Origin of the sequence: Sphingopyxis sp. RIFCSPHIGHO2_12_FULL_65_19 (genome assembly GCF_001830555.1) — a bacterium.
Taxonomy (GTDB): domain Bacteria; phylum Pseudomonadota; class Alphaproteobacteria; order Sphingomonadales; family Sphingomonadaceae; genus Sphingopyxis.
In genome coordinates, this window is the sequence record NZ_MIAM01000041.1 from 55,646 (window position 1) to 78,022 (window position 22,377).

Consider the following 22,377-nt stretch of genomic DNA (forward strand, 5'->3'; position numbering starts at 1 on the left):
TGTGGATCAATCCATGCCGATCAGGAGGGGTAGTCACACGTCCTTGGGCCATTACAAGCGGCCAAGTGGCCGAAGGGGCATGAGTGATGGAAATGGCATGGCTGGAGGATTTCGGCGCATTGATACTCGCCGGCAATTTCTCGCGAGCCGCGTCGGCGCGCTGCGTGACCCAGCCGGCGTTCAGTCGCCGCATTCGCGCTCTCGAAGAATGGCTCGGCGTCGAACTCGTCGACCGCAGCACGCATCAGATGGTGCTGACGCCCGCCGGCAAGCGATTTGCCGTGATCGCCGAAACGGTGCTGCGAGAGATTGAGCACGGGCGGCGCGAGGTGCAGGAAATTGCCGGAACGTCGGCATCGATGGTCAAAATCCTGGTCACGCACGCCCTGGCGCTGAATTTTTTTCCGCAGTGGCTCGCGGCGCTTCAGGCGATGACAGACACCGAAATCCCGATTCAGCTGACCGCCGACAATATGGGCACGTCCGAACAGATGATGCTCGGCGGAAAGGCCCATTTCTGCTTGTGCTATTTCCATCCGGGTGCGCCGTCGGTGCTCGACGGCGCGGGGTTCCAGTCAATATCGCTGGGCCCCGATGCGCTGGTTCCGGTCAGCGCCCCGCTGGATAAGGAGGCAGGCCCGCTGCACCCGCTGACCGATGACAGTGATCATCCGGTGCAGCTGTTGGCCTATGGCGCGGAATCGGGAATGGATCGCATAGTATCGGCCATGATCGATGCGACCGCAGCCCGCGTGCGTTTCTCCCCCGTGTTCACCTCGCACACACTGATCCTCGCGCGCATGGCAAAGGATGGCAAGGGATTGGCATGGCTGCCGTTAAGCATCGTCGCCGACGATCTGAAGAACGGCACGCTGGTGCGCGCGGGCGACGCGCGCTGGGACATTCCGGTCGATGTCCGGCTGTATCGGCCGCGCGGTCGGCAATCGCCCTCCGCCGAAGCCTTGTGGCGACTGGCAACGGCGTAAACCGCGATCGCCGCGGATACGGCGCGGCATCAAACCATTTGCAACGGGCATTTGCCGGTCCGATCACGTCATTGCTAATCGCAGCGGACCGGACAGCAGCACCGCTATCGTCCCGGCGGCGGCCGCGCCGCCTTCGCCCTGCCTATCGCGTTTGGATTTCGATCGATGAAACAGCTTGCCCCTGTCGAAGCCGTGGTCTTCGACCTTCTGACCGCTCTTCTCGATTCATGGTCGCTGTGGAACCGTGCGGCCGGATCGGCCCTGGACGGGCTGCGCTGGCGACACGCCTATCTGGAGCTGACCTATGGCTGCGGTGCCTATCGCCCCTATGAGGATCTCGTCCGCGAAGCCGCCATCAAGGCGGGGGTGGCCGCATCGGCGGCCGACCGGCTGGTTGCGGATTGGAACAGGCTCCGGCCCTGGCCGGAGGCGCAGGAGATACTCGCCAGGATCGGCGCGCGCGGCGTTGCGCTTGGCGTCATAACAAATTGTTCAAAATCGCTGGGACGGCAGGCAGCAGAGCGCGTCGGCGTTCGCTTCTCGGCCGTCCTGACGTCCGAAGAAACCGGATTTTACAAACCGCGGCCGGAATCCTATCGCGCCGTCCTCGACCAACTCGGCAGCGATCCCGAAAAAACGCTTTTCGTGGCGGGGTCGCCCGCGGATATTCCCGGGGCGGCGGGCGTCGGCATGCCGGTTTTCTGGCACAACCGCGCCGGATTGCCCTTTGTCGCGAATGCAGCGCGACCGTTTCTGATCGCCGACACCCTCGACCCGCTGCGGACGCTGCCATGACGGGCGCGGACACCATCTTCGCCGGATTGAACACCCCGCGCCTGATCCTCGACGCCGACCGTCTGGAACGCAACGCCGCACAGATGCGCGCCCACTGCCAACGCCTCGGGGTCACCCTGCGACCGCATCTGAAAACCGCCAAGTCGGTCGATGTGGCGCGGGTTGCCGCAGATGGCGAGCAAGGGCCGATCACCGTGTCGACCCTGGCCGAAGCAGAGCATTTCGCTGCCGCGGGCTGGCGCGACATCCTCTACACCACGGCGATCGCTCCCGCGAAACTACCGCGCGTCCATCGCATCCAGAGCGACCATGGTGCACGCCTCTTGCTCACCCTGGACGACAGGGGCACCGCTATTGCCACCGGAGAGGCCGCGTCTGCACTCGGTGCGCGCTTCGGCATCCTCGTCGAAATCGATTGCGGCGAACATCGCAGCGGCACCGAACCGGCGTCGGACGAGCTGGTCGCCGTCGCCCGCGCGGTCGCGCACGGTTCCCCGCATGTCGAGCTGATGGGCGTAATGACCCACGCCGGGCATTCCTATGCCTTCGACGATCCCGCATCGATCCGCGCGCTGGCCGAAACCGAACGCCATGCGGCCGTGGCATCGGCGCAATTGCTGCGAAGCCACGGCTTTCCTTGCCCCATCGTCAGCATCGGTTCGACCCCGACGGTCGCATTCGCCGATCAACTGGAAGGCGTGACGGAGGTTCGCGCGGGCATATACCTGTTCGGCGACCTGTCCCAATGGTCGCGCGGCGTCTGCGCGCGCGAGCATATCGCCGTGTCCGTCCTCGCGACGGTGATCGGCCATCAGCGCCGCGGCCCCAGCCCCAGCCTGATCCTCGACGCCGGCGCCCTCGCCCTTTCCAAAGATGTGGGGGCAAACCGTTTCATGTCCAATGCGGGATATGGTCTCGTCTGCGATGCCGCCACGCTCGCACCGCTGGCTTCGCTGACCGTCGCAACCGTCCATCAGGAACATGGCGCCGTGCCCATCCCCGACGCAAGCTGGTTTGGCCGCCTTCCGATCGGCAGCCTCGTCCGCATCCTGCCGGGCCACGCCTGCCTGACCTGCGCCCCTTATGCGTCATACGATGTTCTGCGCGCGGGAAAGCTGGTGGCGGAATGGCCGCGAACAAGCGGCTGGTAAGCAAGGGAGCAATGGCGATGACGATCCAGAAAATGACCGAAATACGCTGCGCCGCCGCGCCGCCGCCCGGCGGTCATTATGCGCAGGCGGTGTTGCACCGCGACACGCTCTATGTGTCGGGGCAGCTCGGCGTGACTGCCGCGATGGCGGGGTCCGCCCCGCCATCGGTCGGCGATCAGGTCACGTTCGCGCTCCGCAACATCGAAGCGATCGCGCGCGTGATCGGAGCGTCGCTCGACGACGTCCTCCGGTGCACCATCTATGTGACCGACGTAGCGCATTGGGACGAGGTCAACCGCGCTTACGCCGCCGTCTTTGGTGCCCATCGCCCGGCACGGTCGATCATTCCATGCGGCCCTCTGCATTTTGATGCGCTGGTCGAGATAGAGGCAATCATTGCCGTCGATGCGGGCGCCGACTGGAGCGCCTGACGAACGCCCACGCGGCCTGCGTCGATCGTCACCGTCGATGGCCGAACATCAATCGTGCCGCGACGCGCCGCGCCGGTCGGTCAGGCGGCGCGTTCAAAAATGGCGGCAATGCCCTGCCCGCCGCCGATGCACATCGTCTCCAGCCCATAGCGGGCATCGCGGCGCACCAGCTCGCGCGTCAGGTTGGCAAGGATGCGTCCGCCGGTCGCGCCGATCGGGTGGCCGAGCGAGATGCCCGAGCCATTGACATTCAATATCTCGTTCCGACTGTCGTCGTCCGACCAGCCCCAACCCTTGAGCACTGCCAGCACCTGCGGCGCAAACGCCTCGTTCAGTTCGACAAGGTCGATGTCGCCCCAACCAAGCCCGGTGCGTGCGAACAGCCGCTCGACTGCCGGGACCGGGCCGATGCCCATCCGGCTTGGGTCGCATCCCGCCGCAGCCCAGCTGTGAAACCAGGCGATCGGCGCAAGCCCGAGTTCGTCGAGCTTGTCCTCGGCCACCACCAGACATGCCGCCGCGGCGTCATTTTGCTGACTGGCATTGCCCGCAGTGACCACCCCGCCTTCGAGTGCGCGCAGCTTGCCGAGCGTCTCCATTGTTGCATCGGCGCGGTAGCCTTCGTCATGCGCGAAAACGACCGGATCGCCCTTTTTCTGCGCCACCGACACGGGCACCAATTCTTCGTCGAACAGCCCGTTCGCCCACGCCGCCGCGGCGCGCTGATGGCTCTGCACGGCATAGGCATCGCATGCTTCGCGGCTGATTCCATAATCCTTCGCCAGATTTTCGGCGGTCTCGATCATCCCGCTGATCACTCCGAAACGTTCAACCGGCTGCGACATCAGCCGCCCGCGCGTCAGCCGGTCGTGCAGCGTCAGATTGCCTGCGCGAACGCCTTTGCGAATGTCCGTGCTGTAATGTTCGACGTTCGACATCGATTCGACCCCGCCTGCGACGACGACTTCGGACATGCCCGTCTGCACCATCATCGCGGCATTGGCGATCGCCTGGAGCCCGGAGCCGCAACGGCGGTCGAGCTGGTAACCCGGCACGTCGAGCGGCAGCCCAGCGGCGAGCCACGACCAATGCCCAATGCTGGGCGCCTCGCCATTGCCATAGCCTTGCGAAAACACGACGTCATCGACCCGCGACGGGTCGATCTTCGTCCGCTCGACGAGCGCCTTCAGGATCACCGCGCCCAGCTCGCCGGCGGTCATCGACGACAGGGCGCCTCCGAACTTGCCGACCGCGGTGCGGATCGGGGCGACGATAGCGGCGCGGCGAAGGGTCATGCGAAATCTCCGGTCGATGGATTGGGGTCAGCCTTGGGCGTGGAACTCGCGCAGCATATGCTTGGCGATCTGAAGTTGCAGGATCTGGGTGGTGCCTTCGTAGATGCGATAGATACGCGCATCGCGGAAGAAACGCTCGGCATCATATTCCGCCAGATAGCCCGCGCCACCATAAACCTGGACGCAGGCATCGACGACGCGCCCGCACATCTCGCTGGCAAACACCTTGAAGGCCGCGGCCTTGCGCAGGACATTCTCGCCCGCATCCGCGCGCCGCGTCACATCCTCCATCATGCATTCGGCGGCATAGATGTCGACCTCGCTCTGCGCGAGCATCTGCTGGATCAGCTGGAAATTGGCGATCGGCTCGCCGAATGCCTTGCGCTCGGTCGCATAGCGGACCGCGCTGTCGAGCGCGCGGCGGGCATAGGCGGTCGCCGCGGCGCCGACCGACATGCGGCCGTTGTCGAGGCTCATCATCGCATAAGCAAATCCCTTGCCCAGCTCGCCGCCGAGCAGCGCCTCGCCTCCAACGCGGACATCCTCCATGATGACGTCGGCGATATGGCTGCCCGACTGGCCCATCTTCTTGTCCGACTTGCCGATCGTCACGCCGGGCGCGTCGAGCGGGACGAGAAAAGCCGACACATGCGCGTTCTTGGGCAAATTTTCCTTGCTCGTCCGCGCCATGATCAGGCCTAGCTTCGCAAAGGGCGAATTGGTGATGTAACGTTTGGTGCCGTTGAGCACCCAGCCGTTGTCGGTCTGAACCGCCGTCGCCTGGAGACCCGCCGAATCCGAACCCGATCCGGGTTCGGTCAGCCCGAAACACGCAATTTCGCCCGCCGCGATACGCGGCAGCCATTCGGCCTTCTGCGCGTCGGTGCCGCCATTCTTGAGCGCCGAAGCGACCATGCCGATATTGATCGAGATGATCGAACGGAACGCCGGCATCGCATAGGACAGTGTGTGGATGGTGCGGACATATTGGCTGACGTTCATGCCCGCGCCGCCGAACTCTTCGGGAATCGTCAGGCCGAACAGGCCCATGTCGCGCATTTCGGCCAGGATGTCGGCGGGGATCTGATCGGTCTCGATGATTTCCTGCTCGGCGGGGATCAGCCGGTCGCGGACATAACGTTCGAGCTGTTCGATGAACTGGTCGAAAATGTCGGCGTCCATACCGATGTTGCTCATGGCGGCTCTCCCTGTCGAATCTTGTCCCAACCAATACCCCCTTTTGCGGGATAACTTCAATATTCAGAATTGTATTTTCATATATATGAAAATATCCTGCGCGAATGACCAGTCCGGTGCCATCGGTTGCCAAGGCTTTTGCAATCCTCCGCATCCTTGCGGATTCCGACGCCCTGTCGCTGTCCGATATCGGCCGTCTCGTCGGCGTCAGCCCGTCGAGCTGCCTCAACCTGCTGAAAACGCTGGTCGGCGAAGGCGCGATCGAGCGCGATGCGCGAACAAAATTATACCGCCTGACGCCCGCGTGGCAGACGGCGGACGCCCTGCGACAGAATCGGACCCGACAACTCGTCGACCGGGCCCAACCCGCCATGGCACGCTTTGCCCAGACGCATGAAACAGCGGTGGGATTGTGGCGCATCGCCTCGCGCGACCGGATGCAGCTTGTGGCGCATGCGCAAAGCGATGCCGGGATGCGCCTCGCGCTGGCTGACGATCAGCGGCAACCGCTGGGCGCGGGCGCGGCAGGCCGTGCGATCGCGGCAGCCCAGGCAATCGGCGAAATCGAATTGGCGCGACGCTTTGCGCCCGTCCGTTGGCAGTCCGCTTTGACGTTCGCGGCCTATGCCGAACAGGTCGCGGATGCTGCCGCGCGCGGGTTCGGCCTCGATCGCGGCCACGCGCATCGCGGTGTGCATACCGCCGCCGCCGCGATCACCGGCGTCGCACCGGGCTTCTGCCTTACCGCCTCCTTCGTCGTCGGATCGCGCCCCGACGACGCGCTGGACGATATCGGCGGCGCGCTCGCCGAACTGGGCAAACAACTCGCCGCCGCTTAGCGGGGAGAACGGCGCGAACGCCGGCGTTCAGGGCACCGTGAAAGTGACCAGCAATGTGTCGCGGTAATAGCCCGCGGCACGGCCAGTCGCGCTATCGGGAATCTCGATCCGGATCGGCACATCATGCTCCGCGCCATCTTCGCGGAACGGCATGGGGATGGCATTCCCGGCCGAGGGATCGACCGCAATCCCGCGGACGTTCAACTGATAGGCGATGCCCGGCGCGCCGTGCGCATGGGCAAGGCGGCCCCCATTCTGCGACCGAAAGCTGACATTGACGTCGGCGTTGGCGCGCACCGTAAAGTCGATCTCGCGCTCGGCGGCGCCGCTGATGTCGCCCAGGTCGATGCTGGTTTCGCGCAGCCCGGGGCCGAAATCGGGCGACCGTATTTCCAGACCCGAAGCGACGCGGGTCGCAATCGTCAGCGGAACTTCCGCCTGCAGGCGTTCGCTGCCCTCCTCGGCCGTGAACACGCGCAGCAAGGCCTGGCCCTGATAGGTTCCGCTGCGGACAAACTGGCCCGCGGGAATCGCGACGAGCAGCGGCACCAACTGAACGCTCGATCCCGCCGCGAACTGCCCCTCGATCCGCGAAGTCTGCGTGCCGAAATAATCCGGGCTCAACAGCGACGGGCCATTGGTCGTGGAAAGAATGTCGAAACCGAGGCTGCTGGCCCCGCTGGTCAATTGCGGCGTGGCCGAACCCGATGCCGCGCTGCCGGTCAGCGCATAGCGACACGCCGCGCCGCTATGCCGCATTTCGACCGCGACGGTTTCATAGGATTCGCCCCCCGCGAACACTTCATACCCGCGGCCAAGCGGCCCCAACCAGTCGACCGAGGATGCCAGTTGCAGCTCGATGCGGCACGGGCCGCCGTTGGGGTCGATATCCTCCTGCGCTGCAACAGGCGTAGATGCAGCGGCCAAAAGAAACGAAAAACCCAATGCCTGGATCTTGCTATTCATCGCCATTCTCCTTGGCTGGCGCGGGGGCGTCGATTTCGAGTTTTACCGGAGCGCCGAGGCGGAAGAGGCCGTCGGCATCGTCGGGAACGTCGATCCGGGTGCTGACCCGCTGGCCGCCGACTTGCAGATCGACGGCATAGCCGCGCCCGGCTTCGACACCCTCGACGAAAAAGCGTCCCGTCTCGTTCGTAAACAGCTGGATCGGAGGACCGCCCGGCTTTCCGTCCGCGCCGATCACCGTCGCCTCGCCCGACGCGTAGGATATGGGATCGCCGTCGCGGTCGGCGAGATTGCCGACGATCGACACATTATTCTCGCTTCCGACCGGGATGTAATAACCAGCGCGATACCCGGGGGTTAGCATGAAAACCTGCCCACCCAATGAATTGCCGACGGGCGCATCGGGCGCATCGACCTGGATGCCGCGATTGAAATAGGGCGCAAGCGTGCTCACCACCGCTGGGCCAAGCGCGCCGCTGCGCGCCGTATATTGGACATCGGTCGAACCGAAACCGACGCGCGGTTCGACCATCAGCTGGAGTCCGCCCGCCGCCTTGTCGGGATCGAAAATGGCGAAACCGTTGCTGACCGGGCGGCTGAGCGCAAAATGGCCGTCCGCCATGACCAGCGCAGTGCCGAAGGTAAATTCGCTGCGAAGGTCGCGGCTGTCCTTGTCGGTGAAATAGTTGCGGGCGATCTGCTCGAACGTGGCCTCGAAGCGATTGTCGACATAGGCGACGCGGCCCGACACGCGGTCGGCCCCATCGCGGCGCTCGATCGCGGCGCTGGTGCTGAGCGAACCGATACCGCTCGTTCCTGTTCGCGAATAATTCAGGCGCGCATTATTGTCGTTGCTGTCGAACGTCGCATTCACCGACGAGCGGCCGAACGGGATGAGCAACCCGATGTTGAAGGCCGGCCCGCGATCTTCGGGAGTGCTCCGATATTCAAGGCTGGCAGAAAAGTTTCCGAACCGGAATCGGTGCGAATAATTGACGCCGACGGCATAGCCTTTGCCGAATCCGCGGAACCGCTCGAACGAACCATAGATCTGAACGCGAGCAGGTTCGCTGAGGCGCATCCCGGCGCGCAGACGCGCTTGCATCGAAATCAACTCCCCGCCCAAAATCGAATTGAGCGACCGATAGTCTTTTCCGGTCAGAAGCAGGACGCCATCGACGGTCAGGTCGCGCGTCGCATCGGTATCGCGCCAGCGATATTGCAGGCTGGCCCGGCCGGCGGTAGCTTTCGGATTGAGCGCATCGACCGCAGCGTTGACCGCAAATGTGCCCACGCCCGTCGCCCACAGGACCTCGCCACCGAGGTTGGAGAAATTCTTGTCGCCCTCCCAATTGATGCCGAGGGTGAGCGACTTGTTGACGCCATATCGAAGATAGCCGGTGCCGTTGTAATTTCCGGTATCATAGCGGCGCACGCCATCCTCGTCGCGAAACGGCACGCCGACGTTGATCGCAAAGTCCAGCAGCCCGGGGTTCAGCAGGTCGATGTCGAAAAAGGCCGGAAACGACAGGCGCTCGGTCTCGCCGCTGTCATAGGTGATGATCAGTTCGACGTCGTTGGCCGCCGACGATACCAGCGGAAAATCGCGCAGCCGATACCGTCCGCTCGACAGGTTGAAGGTCCGCGACGGGATGCCGTTGACCAGCACATCGACCCGCGCGGGCCGTTCAAGCTGGAATTCCTGTTCGGGCACGGGGCGGATGTTGAGATAGGGATTGATCGAATATTTTCGGTACATCGACGCACCGGCGATCCGCGGTGCAAGCTGGAACGGACGGCGCCCGATGGTAAGGTCGCCCAGTTCATAGCGGATGAGCGAGGCGCGATCGTCATAGGTCAGGCGCACGTCGCCGCGGCGCAGCCGCCTGTTGCTCCGGTCATCGTAACGAAGCTCGGCCTCCGCAACCAGCCCGTGCAGATTGGCGGCCAGGTCGATATCGGCGGCGGTGCGGTAAAGCCCTTCGCCGGGCCCCGGCATATCTTCGATATAGGTCATCCCGATGCGCGCCGACACATAGGCTGAAATGCTGCTCTGCTTGACGCGTTCCAGGTTCGCCTGCTTCCGAACAGACCGGATGACCAGATCGGACACGTCCCGCATCTGCGCCGGTATGCGCACCGCCAGGACCAGATTTGCTTCGTCGAACTCGACCTCGATGCCAAATCCCCGGATATCGGAAAAGGGCACGTCATCGCGGCCATTGGCGAGGGCTGCGACCTGCTCTTCCAACCCGGCCACCAGCGTCGGGGCCAGTATATCGCGCACGAACCGCGCACTGACGCTTCCCTCGCCCGCACCTGTCGGCTTGATCAGATAATCGCCGACATAGATATTTTCGATCTGGGCGGCGTAGTCGCCGGCGCTGATCGCGGGCCGCGCACGGCCGAACACCTGTTTGAATATATCGTCGGGAGAGGCATCGTCCGCGACATCGCCTGACGCCGCGTCGGGAGGTGATGCTGGTGCATTTTCGTCGGCGTCGGCGCGCGGTTGGATCGGTGCGGCGGGGGTCTGGGCCCAGGCGCCTCCGGCGGCGAACGCAAGCAGCGCCAGAAGCGACGCATTGAAGAGCAGGCGAGGTCTGGATGCGGAACGCAAATGGGACAGCCCGGCTCTACGACCGACTATTTTAGCACGGTATAGTCGGTCTTGAGCGTTCCGGTCAGCGGACCGTCGGGCAGACCTTCGGGCCAGGGCAGCCGGATCTTGCGCTCGCTGCCCGCAAGGACGTTGAAATTTTGAAGCGGACCTGCCGAAGCGCCGGAAATTATCTTTTCGGTGCCGCCCGCCGCGGAGCGCAGCGTGATCGCGGGCTTGTCGAGCAAAGCGCGCGCATTGCCGTCATTCTTGATCGTCAGTTCCAGCCAGGTCACGCCCTTGTCGTCCTTGACCGGCGCGGCACCGCTCAGCGTCGCCGACGGCGCACTGCCCGCCGGCACGACATATAGCGCGGCTTCATATTTATAGGTCAGATTGACCTTGGCGTTAACTTCGCCCTGCTGCTGCGATTTGAAGTTGATCGGCAGCTGGGTCGTGACGATACGAAAGGCCTGTTCGCGCGTCGGCTTCGGATCGCCGATCCAGCGCACCTTGAACGCCTGGCTCGATCCCGGCTGGATGACCATCTGCGGCGGCGAAATGATGATGTCGTCATTTTCGGCGGTTAGCTTGTCGCTGCCGTCGGGCAATTGTTCGCGCCGGAACGCCTTGACCTCGATTGCGATCGGCACCTTGTGCGAATTGGTGATCGTCATCTGCTGCGCAGCGCCTGCGCCGCTGGGCGTCAACTGCACCACGATCGGTTTCAGGTCATAGGCGCCGAGCAGCGACGGTGCCGCAGCGGCAACGACCGCACATCCCGCAAAAGCAGCGAGCAGATATTTGTTCACGATGAAACCCTCCCCGCCCGTGCCATAAAGTGCCGGGCGGAATATGGAAAGGGCCGGAGGATGCAGCGCATCGTCCGGCCCTTCCGCGTGAAAGCCGAAGCTTAGAGTTGCGCTGCCAGCGTGATGGTCAGCGTGTCCGAATAGTCACCGGCAACCGCATATTCGCCGGGGTTGTCGAAGCTGAGATCGAGGTTGCCCGAACGAGCGCCGCCGTTGAGCAGAATGTTCTGCCAGTCATTGTTGGTGACGATCGTGACAGGGCTGCCCTGCATCGCTGCCGAGTTCGTCGACGTCGCGCTGAAGCCGAAGAAGCTGGCTTCGACGTTATAGTCGATGTTCACAAGGCCGCCGCTGGTGGTGTTCTTCATGCCGCCATTCAGCGACGACAGCGACACCGTGTAGGGCGAGTTGCACGAATAGACGATCGCGAGCGCGCCCTGGTTGCCGGTGTTCAGCATGTCGACATTGTACGAACCCGAACCTTCGGGGATCAGTTCGCAGTTGCTGGCAACCGAACCGCTGAGCGCGATTGCATAGCTTTCATCGTCCGGGGTAACCTGCGCGGCAGCCGGAACGGCGGCGATGGCGAAGGGCAGCGCGGCGAGGATAAGTGCTTTTTTCATTGGGTAGTCCTTTCCAAACATTAACTAGGGTAGGTGATTGGAGAGGCCCGGCCGATCGACCAGACGACACCTACGGGTATGTTCTTGGAAAGAACCCCCCCCGCATTGCCTCTCGGAAACAGAAATTACGGGCACCGTGAGAGGAAACCCACCGCGCAGGAGACTCGATTCGTGTTCCGTCGAGCAACGATTCGGCGCCAACGGAGTCGCTATGCGCGCTCCTGGTTCGCGAAATCTTCATCGGTTCTTAAGTGCGACTCTTAAGAGTCCGGCACAACGCTTTAGCGCTGCGGCGCCATGCCCTGCTTTACGTCGCCACCGCCCAAAATGGCGATTCGCGTCAGGAATCCGTCAGATTCGGCATGAATCGCCAGTGCCGCTTTCGCGTTACCGAAGCGCCGCTCCATGTCCCGCTTTGACGCAACTCGGTTAATGTGACGCGGAAAGTTTGCAGATAACTTAGCTTTCTGTAATTAAAACTTCAGGAATCAATCGCTACCGGCGAAAGCGTAGTGGGGTTTCTCATCAAGGTCGCAAGAGGGAAGAACGCCGTGCGTTGCGGCGTTTGGGGAGGTTTTTGCGGGCTCTAAACCTTGGATGCCGCACCCTCCCGACATCGGGCTGAGGGCAATGAAGCATACGGTATATTCGGTTCTGGTGCTGTGCCGGGAAACGCTCCTGCGCGAGGCAATAACCGACTCGCTGGCCGGGCATGACGGCGTCACGGTCGCCGGAAGCATGTATCTTTCCGCAAATCTTGGCGACGAGTTGAACATCGATCCGGATGTCGTCGTCTATGTCGACACCAGCAGCGATCAGCGTAACCTGGAGCGCGACGTGGCGAACGCCCATCTTTTGAAAACCGCGCGGTGGATCGTCCTCAGCGACCAGAGCGGCGGAACCTTGGTGTCGCGGCTGCGCGAATTACGCGCGGGGATTTCCTTCGCACCGCTCAGCATCACGCGCCATGCGCTGTCGCACCTCGTCGCTCTGTCGGCTTGCGGCCATGAAGTGCGCCTCGACGACTGCCGCGAACACGCCCCCTCCGACGAGCGCATCCAGATCATGGGCGCGGGGCTCGCGCCGTCGCAATGGAAGCTGCTCCACCATCTGGCACTCGGCCTCTCCAACAAGGAGATTGCCCGCAAGGAGAGCGCGACGGTCAATGCGGTCAAGGTTCGCGTCCGCACGTTGCTCAATCGTTTGAACGTGACGAACCGCACGCAAGCGGCGGTACTGATCGCGCGGGCGGGCCTTTTTGAACAGGGCAATCTGCGCCGGACCAACGTCGTCGAGCTGCGCCGGCCATCGCCCGAACACCGGGTTGCCAGCGTCCAATAGCCAAATCTGCGGCGGTGCGCCGTTCAAAGTCTTTCGATGTGCCCCCTCAGGCTGTCGAATTCCGCGGCGATATGCCGGGCATAGGGCAAGCCGCTGTCGCGGATCACAAGATCGCCCTCGTGCCAGTCAATGACGCCGCGCCGCTCATAATCCCGCAGGGCATCGCGAACGCGTGCGCGCTGCGAACGCGCGAGATGGGTGCGGCCGTTGCAGATGATTTCGCGGATATGCCGCGCCCGCACCTGCTGGTCGGCGGGAACTTCGACCCCCCGCACCGCCGCAAGCTGACCGTCGTTGACCCGGTCGCGATAGGGACCGGCGCGTTTCTCGTTCTGGACCATAAGGTCGGGAAACCGGCTGATCGCGCTTGCTCCGAAACCCAGCAAGACGGGCGCGCTGTCATCGGTGAACCCCTGAAAATTCCGGTTCACACGGCCCGCGCGGGCGGCCAACGCCAGGGGATCGTCAGGCTGCGCGAAATGGTCGAAACCGACGGGAATATAGCCCGCGTCGGTCAACCGCCGGAATCCCAGCGCCGCCTGTTCAAAACGCAACCGCTGGTCGGGAAGATGGGTAGCATTGATCCGTCGCTGCCGCGGGATCATTTCCGGCAGGTGCGCGTAGCCGAACAGCGCGATCCGGCTCGGCGCCAGGCGGATCACCGCGTCGAGCGTTTCATCAAGGTCGGCAAGCGACTGCCCCGGCAGCCCGTACATCAGGTCGAAATTGATCGCGTCTATGTCGCGAAGGCGCAGCGCAGCCACAACGCGTTCGATATGCGACAGCGGCTGAATCCGGCCAATCGCCTGTTGGACATGCGGCGCAAAGGTCTGGACGCCAAGGCTGACGCGCGTAACATTCGCCGCCGCAAGCACCAGCGCCCATTCCGCCGAAAAACCCCGCGGGTCGAGTTCGATCGACACGTCAGGCCGGTGCGCATCGAATATGGTCAGTATGCGATCGAGCAGGCGCACCAGTTCGACCGGGGCTATCGCATTGGGGCTGCCGCCGCCAAACGCGATGCTTTCCACCCGCCCGCGCCCGCCCAGCCGTTTCGCAACGAGGGCGATCTCCGCCCGCAAGACAGCGAGATATTCGGCCAGCCGTTGCTTGCGCCCCGCCGCACCCGTATTGCATCCGCAATACCAGCAGATCTGCTCGCAGAACGGGATATGGACATAAAGCGAGATCGGCGTCGCCGCCTTGACCGCGTCGAGCGCGCGCCCATAGGCATTTGAACCCACGTCTTCGGTAAATTCCATCGCGGTGGGGTAGCTGGTGTACCGCGGCACCGGCTGGGCGAGCAGATCGGGGTGATAGGACCACATGCCAAGCGTCCTACGTCCGCGGGCCGACCACGACATTGACCCGGATCAACATTGGGACGTCAGCAACATATCTTTTTTCCGCTCCCTGGCTTGCTGCGCCGTTCGGTGACGGCATGGCACGCCTTGGCGCAATCGCGGCGTTGATCGGGGTCTGCGGGGTCTCCAGGGATCAACATGCGGTGCGGCGCTCCGCCACATGATCCAACTATAAGCACCCGTGCCTCGACCGCGAGCGGCGGCTGGACGAGCGCCAGCGCGCCCAACATGTGAACGCATCGCCGCGCGATCATGGCCGCCTCCCCTCTTCTTCTTCGACGAAGATCCGCCACGCAGCGCCGTCGAGATCGTCGAACTGCCCCTTGCGCAACGACCAGAAAAACGCCGCGAGACCCAACAGGCCAAGCCCCAGCGCGATCGGGATCAGAATGATCAGCCCGTTCACCGGATCGTCCGTTTGAGCCGCAGCGCATTGCCGACGACGATCAGCGACGACCCCGACATCGCGATAGCGGCGACGAGCGGGGTAACGAAACCGAGGAAGGCGAGCGGCACCGCTACCATGTTATAGCCGACCGCGGCCGCGAAATTCTGCCGCACGATTGCCTGCGTTCGCCGTGCCATGCGCACGACCTGCACCACCGGCATGATCCGGTCGCCGAGGAAGATGCAATCGGCGGCATTTTTGCCGACATCGCTCGCCGACCCCGGCGCCATTGAGGCATGACCCGCCGCCAGCGCAGGGCCGTCGTTCAGGCCGTCGCCGATCATCAGCACCTTGCGCCCCAGCGCAGCCTGCCGTTCGATCGCCTCCAGCTTGTCCTGAGGGCTCATCCCGGTCTGCGCCGTGAGCCCCAGTTGGCGCGCGACCGGCATAACCGCTTCGGCGCGATCTCCCGAAAGGATCATCACCTCAATCCCCTCGCTTTCCAACGCACGGATCGTTTCGGCGGCATCGGGGCGCAGCCGGTCGGCAAATCGGATCGTCGCGACCGGCCGCCCATCGACCGACAGCTCGGTCGCGATCATGTCGCCAAAATCCCCACCCTGCGGACGCCCCAGCTCGACCAAGCGACCCGCCCAGAGCGCCTTGATGCCGAAACCCGGAGTCTCGCGCAGCGAGGTCACTTCGGCGGGACGTACGTCACATGCCTGCAAGCCTCGCGTGAGCGACTCGCTGAGGGGGTGGCGGCTCGCCTGCGACAGCGCGAGGAGAAGCGAGCGCACACCAATATCGAGCCGGTCGAGCCCGACTGCGTCGGGGCGCCCCAGCGTCAATGTGCCCGTCTTGTCGACGAATGCGCGATCGACTTCTGCGAGCCGCTCGAGCGCCGAGCCGTCTTTGACCAGCACTCCCGCCCGCATCAGTTCGCCTGCCGCGACGATCTGCGCCGCCGGCACCGCGAGGCCGAGCGCGCACGGGCAGGTGATGATCAGCACCGCCGCCGCAATCAGCAGGCTCTGATGCCAACCGGCTCCTGCGACCATCCAGCCGGCGAAGGCCATCAGCGCCAGGCCATGCACTGCGGGGGCATAAAGCCGCGCCGCGCGGTCGGCGATGCGGACGTATCGCGACTTGGCCTGCGCCGCCTCGCCCATCAGTCGGGCGATGTCGGCGATCGTGGTGTCGGCGCCCGCCGCGGTCACGCGGACGCGAACCGGCGCGTCGAGATTGAGCGTCCCCGCATGGACGCGGTCATCGGCGTGGACGCGTTGCGGCGCGCTCTCCCCAGTCAGGAGAGACAGGTCGATCCGGCTTTCCCCTCCGACGACAATGCCATCGGCCGCAAGTCGTTCGCCCGCTGCGACAAGCATGGTCATCGCGGGCTCCAGCGCGGTCGCATCGACCCAGCGAGTGCGGCCATCGTCGCCGACCACCATCGCGCCCGTCCCCATATTGCGCAGCAGCGCGGTCACCCCGCCCCGCGCGCGGTCGCGCATCACGCTGTCGAGCCAGCGGCCGCAGAGCAGGAAGAAAAGCAGCATGGCTGCGCCGTCGAAATAGGCGTGCGGCCCGCTGGTCGCGGTTTCGTACAGGCTGATCGCACAAACGAGCGCGACGCCGATGCTGATCGGCACGTCCATGTTGGTGCCGCCATGGCGCAACGCGCGCCACGCCGAACGGAAAAAGGGCCGGCCGGCATAGGCGACAGTCGGCAGGGCAATCGCCGCCGACAACCAATGGAACAGGTCGCGCGTCGCCCCTGCCGCGCCCGACCAGACCGACACCGACAGCAGCATGATATTCATCATGGCAAAACCTGACACTGCCACCGCGCGCAGCAGTTCGCGGCTCGTCTCCGCCTCTGCGTCGGCTTCGCCCGGCCCGTCGCCGATCGGATGCGCTTCAAACCCGAGGTTCGAGAAAGCGCCGATCAGGTCGGGCATGTCGGTGTCGGCAATATATGACAGATGAACGCGCTTTTCAGTGAAATTGACGCGCGCGGCGGCAATGCGCTTGTCGCGTATCAGCCCCTGTTCCAGCTTGGCGATGCACCCGGCGCAGCGAATATCGGGAACCGCGAAATCGCGTTCGATCAAGGCGGCGACGCTCATTGCAGCTCCTCCCGATAGCGCGCTTCGTTCGAGCCGTGCCGGACGATGAGGTCGAGCCGCCAGCGCCCTAACGCCAGCGGCTCGACGGAGCGCAGCACGCCATCCGCCGCCGGCTCGAAACGGAGCGCGGCGGGTGCGGTGCGCCCAACCGGATGAATGACCGTCGCGGACACGCCGAGACCTTGCAGCAATTGGCCGTCCTTGCGGACGGCCAGCACGACGCGCCGCGTGGCATCAAGACTGACGGTCTTGTTCCATCCCAACCGATCCTGCACCGCGGCGCGTTTCAGCCATTCATTATAATGTTGGCTGGCGACATAGCTGTTTTCGACCACCTTGCCGCCAAAGGTCGAAATGGCGAAGCGCGCCATCGTAAAATTGACCGCGATCACCACCGCGAAGAATGCGACGAGGATCGCCGTCATATGCAGGCCGGTGAATGCTTTGGGTTTGCGCCTGTCGCTCATTGTCCTGGCTCCGGCCGGTCGAACTGGATGATGTCGCTGTCGCCGCGCGGGTCGCCGTCGAGGCCGCGCGTGCTGATCGCAAAATCCTGCCGCGCGGGCCCCGCACCCGGCGCCGCGATAAAGAGTTTGAGGCGCGTGACACTGTCGGGGGCGACCGTCAGTATGACCGTCTGCCCGGCCCCCTCGCGCGTGCCGCCTTCGGTCCACACTGCTGCGCCCGGCAGCCCGCTGACGGTCACCGCGACGCGGCGTGGACGCGTTTCCATGTTGCGCAGCTTCAGCGTGTAATTGTTGCGGACATGGCCGTCGGACAGCTGAACATAGAGCGGGCTGCGTTCATGCTGCACGGCGAGGTCGAGCCGCGTACGCTGTCCCAGCGAAAAGAGCATGGCAGCACCGATCGCGATCCAGACGCCGAAGTAGACCAGCGTGCGCGGACGCATCAGCGTCTTGCGGATCGACTGCGCCGTGCCGCCTGCCTTTTCGGTCGCAGCATCGTCGAGCGTGCAATAATCGATCAGCCCGCGCGGTCGGCCGACCTGCTTCATCACACCGTCGCACGCGTCGATACAGAGCGCGCAGGTGATGCAGCCGATCTGCGGGCCTTTGCGAATGTCGATCCCCGTCGGGCAGACCGCGACGCATTGATTGCAGTCGACGCAGTCACCGAAGGCGCCCGGATGCGCCTGTGCCTTCTTGACGCTGCCGCGCGGCTCGCCGCGCCAGTCCTTGTACGTCACCAGCAGCGATTTTTCGTCCATCATCGCGGTCTGGATGCGCGGCCAGGGGCACATATAGATGCAAACCTGCTCGCGCATGAAACCGCCGAGGATGAAGGTGGTCGCGGTCAAGACGGTCACCGTGCCATAAGCAATCGGCGCCGCCTGTCCGGTCCAGAAATCCACCGTGAGCGTCGGCGCGTCGGCGAAATACATGATCCATGCGCCGCCGGTCCAGAAGGCGATGACAAGGTAAATCAGATATTTAAGAGTGCGCTTTGCGATTTTCTCGAAACCCCACGGCCCCTTCGCCAGACGGACCTGTGCGTTGCGGTCGCCGTCGACTAGCCGGTCGACATGCTGGAACAGGTCGGTCCACACCGTTTGCGGACAGGCATAGCCGCACCAGGCGCGCCCGACCGCGCTGGTGACGAGGAACAGGCCAATGCCCGCCATGATGAGCAGACCCGCGACATAGTAAAATTCGTGCGGCCAGATTTCGATCTGGAACATATAGAAACGGCGGTTCGCCAGGTCGACGAGCACCGCCTGGTCGGGTGCATAGGGGCCGCGGTCCCAGCGGATCCACGGCGTTCCGTAATAAATCGCGAGCGTCACCGCCATGATCGCCCATTTGAAGCGGCGAAAAGGGCCGGTTACCGTCTTTGGGTAAACGCCCCTCCGCGCTTCATAGAGCGGGGCGGGCTGACCGGAAAGGTCTTCAGGGCTGACCATCGGCTCCCTGCTCCTCGACGGCTCCTGCGGTTTCAGGAGCAAGTCCTTTCTCGCCGCCGCCCAGCGAGTAGACATAGGCCGACAGCATCTTGATCGTCACCGGATCGAGCCGGTTGTTCCAGCGCGGCATCACGCCGTTGCGCGGCTGGTTCACCGTTGTGGTCAGACTGTCGCGGTCGCCGCCATAGAGCCAGATCGCATCGGTCAGCTTCGGCGCGCCGAACTGACGCCCGCCCTCGCCGCCCGCACCGTGGCAGACCGCGCAATTGTCGGCGAACAGCGACGCACCCCGCGCAGAGGCAGCGCCGGGCTTTTCCTGACGGCTGATCGTGCGCACAAAGCTGACGACGTCGCCAATCTGTGCTGCATCGAGAATCCCGTCGCGGCCAAAGGCGGGCATCAGGCTGGCGCGCGTCGCCCTATGATCGGGATTTCTGATGCCGTGCGTTACCGTATATTCGATCGCGGCCAGATCCCCGCCCCACAGCCAGTCGTCGTCGGTCAGGCTGGGATAGAGATTCCTCACCCCTGCACCGCCCGCGCCATGGCATTGGACACAATGGACGCGGAACGCTGCGCCGCCGCCCTGCACCGCGGCCTGCATCAATTCGGGTTTCGCGGGCAGGTCCGCGATCGCGGTCGCCGCGATGGCATTCACCGTCGGCGCGCGGCGCTTGGCATCGGCGGCCATTTCCTTTGCCAGATCGCCGCGGCTCGACCAGCCGAGTACGCCTTTTGTCGCGCTGTCGATCATCGGCCAGGCCGGATAGAGGACGACGTAGGCCAGTCCCCAGACGATCGTCGCATAGAAGGTCCAGAGCCACCAGCGGGGCATCGGCGTGTCGAGTTCCTCGATCCCGTCCCACTCGTGACCGACCGTGCTCGTGCCGGTGGCTTCGTCGATACGCTTCTGCTCAGCCATGCTCGTCGTCCTTGAAGATCATGTTCGCGGCCTCGTCGTTGCGCGCGCGCGCGCTCGGCCGGAACGGCCAGGCGATGAGGGTGAGAAACAGCAGCGCCATGGCGAGCAGGCCCCAGCTGTCGGCGAAATGCCTGAGGTCGTTGTAGCTCATCGGGCCGCCTCCGTTTCGGACGGACGTTCCTGCGGTGCCGCCTTGTCGACGTCGACGAGCGTGCCGAGCATCTGAAGATAGGCGATAAGCGCATCCATCTCGGTCACGCGCGCCGGATCGCCATCGAAATCGCGCACCTGCGCCTTCGGATAGCGTTTCTGCAGATCGCCGGCGCCGGCATCGGGGTCGGCCTGAGCTTTGATGTCGTCGTTGGCCTTGGCGATATCCGCTTTTGTGTAGGGCACCCCGACGCGATAGAGAGCGGTAAGGTCGTTCGCCATGTCCCCCGTCTCAAGCTCGCGCTCGGCGAGGAAGGCATAGGGAGGCATAATCGATTCGGGCACCACGCTGCGCGGGTCGATCAGATGCGCCTTGTGCCATTCGTCCGAATAGCGGCCGCCGACCCGCGCCAGGTCGGGTCCAGTCCGCTTCGACCCCCATTGGAACGGGTGGTCGTACATGCTCTCGGCGGCCAGGCTGTAGTGCCCATAGCGTTCGACCTCGTCGCGGAACGGACGGATCATCTGGCTGTGGCAGGTATAACAGCCCTCGCGCATATAGATGTTGCGCCCCGCGAGTTCGAGCGGGGTATAGGGCCGCATCCCCTCTACCTTCTCGACCGTGTTGTCGATCCAAAAGAGCGGCGCGATCTCGACGATCCCACCGATGGTGACGGTCAGTAGCGCGAGCGCCCCCAGCAACGTGACGTTGCGCTCGATCTTCTTGTGGCTGAAGCCCTTTTTGGCGGGTTTGGCGGCCATGGTCCGGGCTCCTATTCGGCGGGAACTGGCGCAAGCGGACGGTCCGCCGCGGCGTTGTAGGGGGTTTCGGTCATCGGCTTTTCGGCGCGGACCTTACCGCTGAGCGTCGCCCAGACATTGGCGATCATGATCAGGAAGCCGGCGAGATACATCGCCCCGCCCGCGGCGCGGATCAGGTACATCGGGTGCATCGCCGCGACGCTTTCGGCAAAGCTGTAGACGAGGTAGCCGTCGGCGCCATATTCGCGCCACATCAGCCCCTGCATGATGCCCGCCACCCACATCGACGCCGCGTAGAAAACGATGCCGACGGTCGCGAGCCAGAAATGCCAGTTGACCATGCGCAGGCTATAGAGGCGCGGGCGGCCCCACAGGCGCGGCACCAGATAATAGACGCAGGCAAAGGTGATCATGCCGTTCCACCCGAGCGCGCCCGAATGAACATGGCCGATCGTCCAGTCGGTATAATGCGACATCGAATTGACCCATTTGATCGACATCATCGGGCCTTCAAAAGTGCTCATGCCGTAAAAGGCGAGCGCCATGACCATCATGCGGATGATCGGGTCGGTGCGAATCTTGTCCCACGCGCCGTTCAGCGTCATCAGGCCGTTGATCATCCCGCCCCAGCTCGGCATCCACAGGATCACCGAAAAGACCATGCCCAGCGTTTGCGCCCAGTCGGGCAGCGCGGTGTAATGAAGGTGGTGCGGCCCCGCCCAGATATAGAGGAAGATCAACGACCAGAAATGGATGATCGACAGGCGATAGGAATAGACCGGCCGTTCGGCCTGCTTCGGCACGAAATAATACATCATCGCGAGGAAGCCTGCGGTCAGGAAAAACCCGACCGCATTATGCCCGTACCACCATTGGGTCAGCGCATCCTGCACCCCGGCGAAGGCGGCGTAGCTTTTCGATCCGAAGATGCTGGCGGGCATCGACAGATTGTTGACGATGTGAAGCATCGCGATGGTGACGATGAAGCTCAGGTAAAACCAGTTCGCCACATAGATATGCGGTTCGCGGCGCTTGACGATCGTACCGACGAACACCGCGAGATACGCGACCCAGACGACCGTCAGCCACAGGTCGACATACCATTCGGGCTCGGCATATTCCTTCGCCTCGGTCACCCCCATCAGATAGCCGGTGGCGGCGAGGACGATGAACAGCTGGTAGCCCCAGAAGACGAAGCGAGCGAGCTTGGGAAAGGCGAGCCGGGCGCGGCAGGTGCGCTGCACGACATAGAAGCTCGTCGCGATCAGCGCATTGCCGCCGAAAGCGAAGATCACTGCCGATGTGTGCAGCGGGCGCAGCCGCCCGAAGGTCGTATATTCCAGGTTGAGGTTTAGCGCCGGAAAAGCAAGCTGGAGTGCGATATAGAGCCCGGCAGCCATCCCCGCGATACCCCAGAACAGCGTCGCGACGACGCCCCAGCGGATGGGATCGTCATCATAGACACCCTGTTCGGCGGGCATCTTCAATATTCCGCGCGCAAGGGCACCATAATCGGCGCGCGTGACGGTCGCCCACAGCATGGCGAAGCACGCCAGCGCCACGATGATCATATGTACCGTAAACGGTGCATCGACCGCTAATGCGGCCATTACCAAGGCGAGCAGGGTCAACCCCAGCCACCCCCCCGCCCTTGTTACCAGACCGTCCATTTCGCTTGTCCCTGCTTGGCGCGCCCTCTGATCGCG

21 protein-coding genes are annotated in these 22,377 nt (G+C 63.9%); 6 read left to right on the forward strand and 15 right to left on the reverse strand.

Going from position 1 to position 22,377, the window contains the following annotated elements; translation table 11 throughout:
• Nucleotides 1-86: 86 nt before the first annotated feature.
• The 4 genes from A3E77_RS11900 to A3E77_RS11915 all read left to right on the forward strand — a co-directional run bounded on the left by A3E77_RS11900 (nucleotide 87) and on the right by A3E77_RS11915 (nucleotide 3,363).
• The gene (locus tag A3E77_RS11900) at nucleotides 87-986 is read left to right on the forward strand and encodes a LysR family transcriptional regulator (protein WP_293646153.1); all 900 of its coding nucleotides are present in this window, start codon (nucleotides 87-89) and stop codon (nucleotides 984-986) included.
• 165 nt (nucleotides 987-1,151) lie between these two features.
• Nucleotides 1,152-1,781: an HAD family hydrolase gene (locus A3E77_RS11905; RefSeq protein WP_293646155.1), complete on the forward strand. Its 630-nt coding sequence runs from the start codon at nucleotides 1,152-1,154 to the stop codon at nucleotides 1,779-1,781.
• The gene (locus A3E77_RS11910; protein WP_293646157.1) at nucleotides 1,778-2,932 is read left to right on the forward strand and encodes an alanine racemase; all 1,155 of its coding nucleotides are present in this window, start codon (nucleotides 1,778-1,780) and stop codon (nucleotides 2,930-2,932) included. The genes A3E77_RS11905 and A3E77_RS11910 overlap by 4 nt, the downstream gene beginning before the upstream one ends.
• A 17-nt stretch (nucleotides 2,933-2,949) precedes the next feature.
• A complete protein-coding gene (locus A3E77_RS11915) occupies nucleotides 2,950-3,363 on the forward strand; it encodes a RidA family protein (RefSeq protein ID WP_293646159.1) in 414 nt (137 codons plus the stop codon).
• 80 nt (nucleotides 3,364-3,443) lie between these two features.
• Here the strand turns inward: A3E77_RS11915 and A3E77_RS11920 are convergent, their stop codons facing one another.
• Both A3E77_RS11920 and A3E77_RS11925 read right to left on the reverse strand, forming a co-directional pair.
• Nucleotides 3,444-4,658, reverse strand: a complete 1,215-nt coding sequence (locus A3E77_RS11920; protein WP_293646161.1) for an acetyl-CoA C-acetyltransferase — start codon at nucleotides 4,656-4,658, stop codon at nucleotides 3,444-3,446.
• A 27-nt stretch (nucleotides 4,659-4,685) separates the two neighbouring features.
• Nucleotides 4,686-5,855 (reverse strand): acyl-CoA dehydrogenase family protein, encoded by a 1,170-nt coding sequence (locus tag A3E77_RS11925; RefSeq protein WP_293646163.1) that lies wholly within the window; start codon nucleotides 5,853-5,855, stop codon nucleotides 4,686-4,688.
• Between the two features lie 104 nt (nucleotides 5,856-5,959).
• Between A3E77_RS11925 and A3E77_RS11930 the strand changes: the two genes are divergently transcribed.
• Nucleotides 5,960-6,694, forward strand: a complete 735-nt coding sequence (locus A3E77_RS11930; protein ID WP_293646165.1) for a helix-turn-helix domain-containing protein — start codon at nucleotides 5,960-5,962, stop codon at nucleotides 6,692-6,694.
• Nucleotides 6,695-6,721: 27 nt separating this feature from the next.
• Here A3E77_RS11930 and A3E77_RS11935 read toward each other — a convergent pair whose 3' ends face one another.
• The 4 genes from A3E77_RS11935 to A3E77_RS11950 all read right to left on the reverse strand — a co-directional run bounded on the left by A3E77_RS11935 (nucleotide 6,722) and on the right by A3E77_RS11950 (nucleotide 11,694).
• Entirely contained in the window at nucleotides 6,722-7,660 is a 939-nt protein-coding gene (locus tag A3E77_RS11935) for a hypothetical protein (RefSeq protein ID WP_293646167.1), read from the reverse strand.
• Nucleotides 7,653-10,280 carry a fimbria/pilus outer membrane usher protein gene (locus A3E77_RS11940; RefSeq protein ID WP_293646169.1) on the reverse strand — a complete coding sequence of 876 codons (2,628 nt, stop codon included), beginning with the start codon at nucleotides 10,278-10,280 and terminating at the stop codon, nucleotides 7,653-7,655. Before A3E77_RS11940 ends, A3E77_RS11935 begins: the two co-directional genes overlap by 8 nt.
• 26 nt (nucleotides 10,281-10,306) lie before the next feature.
• Nucleotides 10,307-11,071, reverse strand: a complete 765-nt coding sequence (locus A3E77_RS11945) for a fimbrial biogenesis chaperone (protein ID WP_293646171.1) — start codon at nucleotides 11,069-11,071, stop codon at nucleotides 10,307-10,309.
• A gap of 101 nt (nucleotides 11,072-11,172) precedes the next feature.
• Complete coding sequence (locus tag A3E77_RS11950) at nucleotides 11,173-11,694, reverse strand: hypothetical protein (protein WP_293646173.1); 522 nt, start codon at nucleotides 11,692-11,694, stop codon at nucleotides 11,173-11,175.
• A gap of 630 nt (nucleotides 11,695-12,324) precedes the next feature.
• Between A3E77_RS11950 and A3E77_RS11955 the strand changes: the two genes are divergently transcribed.
• Nucleotides 12,325-13,035 carry a helix-turn-helix transcriptional regulator gene (locus A3E77_RS11955; protein WP_293646175.1) on the forward strand — a complete coding sequence of 237 codons (711 nt, stop codon included), beginning with the start codon at nucleotides 12,325-12,327 and terminating at the stop codon, nucleotides 13,033-13,035.
• Nucleotides 13,036-13,058: 23 nt separating this feature from the next.
• Here A3E77_RS11955 and hemN read toward each other — a convergent pair whose 3' ends face one another.
• The 9 genes from hemN to ccoN form a co-directional block, all read right to left on the reverse strand.
• Nucleotides 13,059-14,363: an oxygen-independent coproporphyrinogen III oxidase gene (gene hemN, locus A3E77_RS11960; RefSeq protein ID WP_293646177.1), complete on the reverse strand. Its 1,305-nt coding sequence runs from the start codon at nucleotides 14,361-14,363 to the stop codon at nucleotides 13,059-13,061.
• Between the two features lie 286 nt (nucleotides 14,364-14,649).
• Complete coding sequence (ccoS, locus tag A3E77_RS11965; protein ID WP_293646179.1) at nucleotides 14,650-14,805, reverse strand: cbb3-type cytochrome oxidase assembly protein CcoS; 156 nt, start codon at nucleotides 14,803-14,805, stop codon at nucleotides 14,650-14,652.
• Entirely contained in the window at nucleotides 14,802-16,916 is a 2,115-nt protein-coding gene (locus A3E77_RS11970; RefSeq protein ID WP_293646181.1) for a heavy metal translocating P-type ATPase, read from the reverse strand. Before A3E77_RS11970 ends, ccoS begins: the two co-directional genes overlap by 4 nt.
• Nucleotides 16,913-17,383, reverse strand: coding sequence for a FixH family protein (locus A3E77_RS11975; protein WP_293646183.1), 471 nt, complete (start codon nucleotides 17,381-17,383; stop codon nucleotides 16,913-16,915). Before A3E77_RS11975 ends, A3E77_RS11970 begins: the two co-directional genes overlap by 4 nt.
• Nucleotides 17,380-18,837, reverse strand: coding sequence for a cytochrome c oxidase accessory protein CcoG (ccoG, locus tag A3E77_RS11980; protein WP_293646185.1), 1,458 nt, complete (start codon nucleotides 18,835-18,837; stop codon nucleotides 17,380-17,382). Before ccoG ends, A3E77_RS11975 begins: the two co-directional genes overlap by 4 nt.
• On the reverse strand, nucleotides 18,824-19,759 hold the full coding sequence (ccoP, locus tag A3E77_RS11985; RefSeq protein ID WP_293646187.1) for a cytochrome-c oxidase, cbb3-type subunit III: 936 nt from the start codon (nucleotides 19,757-19,759) through the stop codon (nucleotides 18,824-18,826). The genes ccoG and ccoP overlap by 14 nt, the downstream gene beginning before the upstream one ends.
• Complete coding sequence (locus A3E77_RS11990) at nucleotides 19,752-19,910, reverse strand: cbb3-type cytochrome oxidase subunit 3 (RefSeq protein WP_293646189.1); 159 nt, start codon at nucleotides 19,908-19,910, stop codon at nucleotides 19,752-19,754. The genes ccoP and A3E77_RS11990 overlap by 8 nt, the downstream gene beginning before the upstream one ends.
• On the reverse strand, nucleotides 19,907-20,671 hold the full coding sequence (gene ccoO / locus A3E77_RS11995; protein WP_293646191.1) for a cytochrome-c oxidase, cbb3-type subunit II: 765 nt from the start codon (nucleotides 20,669-20,671) through the stop codon (nucleotides 19,907-19,909). Before ccoO ends, A3E77_RS11990 begins: the two co-directional genes overlap by 4 nt.
• A gap of 11 nt (nucleotides 20,672-20,682) precedes the next feature.
• Nucleotides 20,683-22,341, reverse strand: coding sequence for a cytochrome-c oxidase, cbb3-type subunit I (gene ccoN, locus A3E77_RS12000; protein ID WP_293646193.1), 1,659 nt, complete (start codon nucleotides 22,339-22,341; stop codon nucleotides 20,683-20,685).
• Nucleotides 22,342-22,377 lie beyond the last annotated feature (36 nt).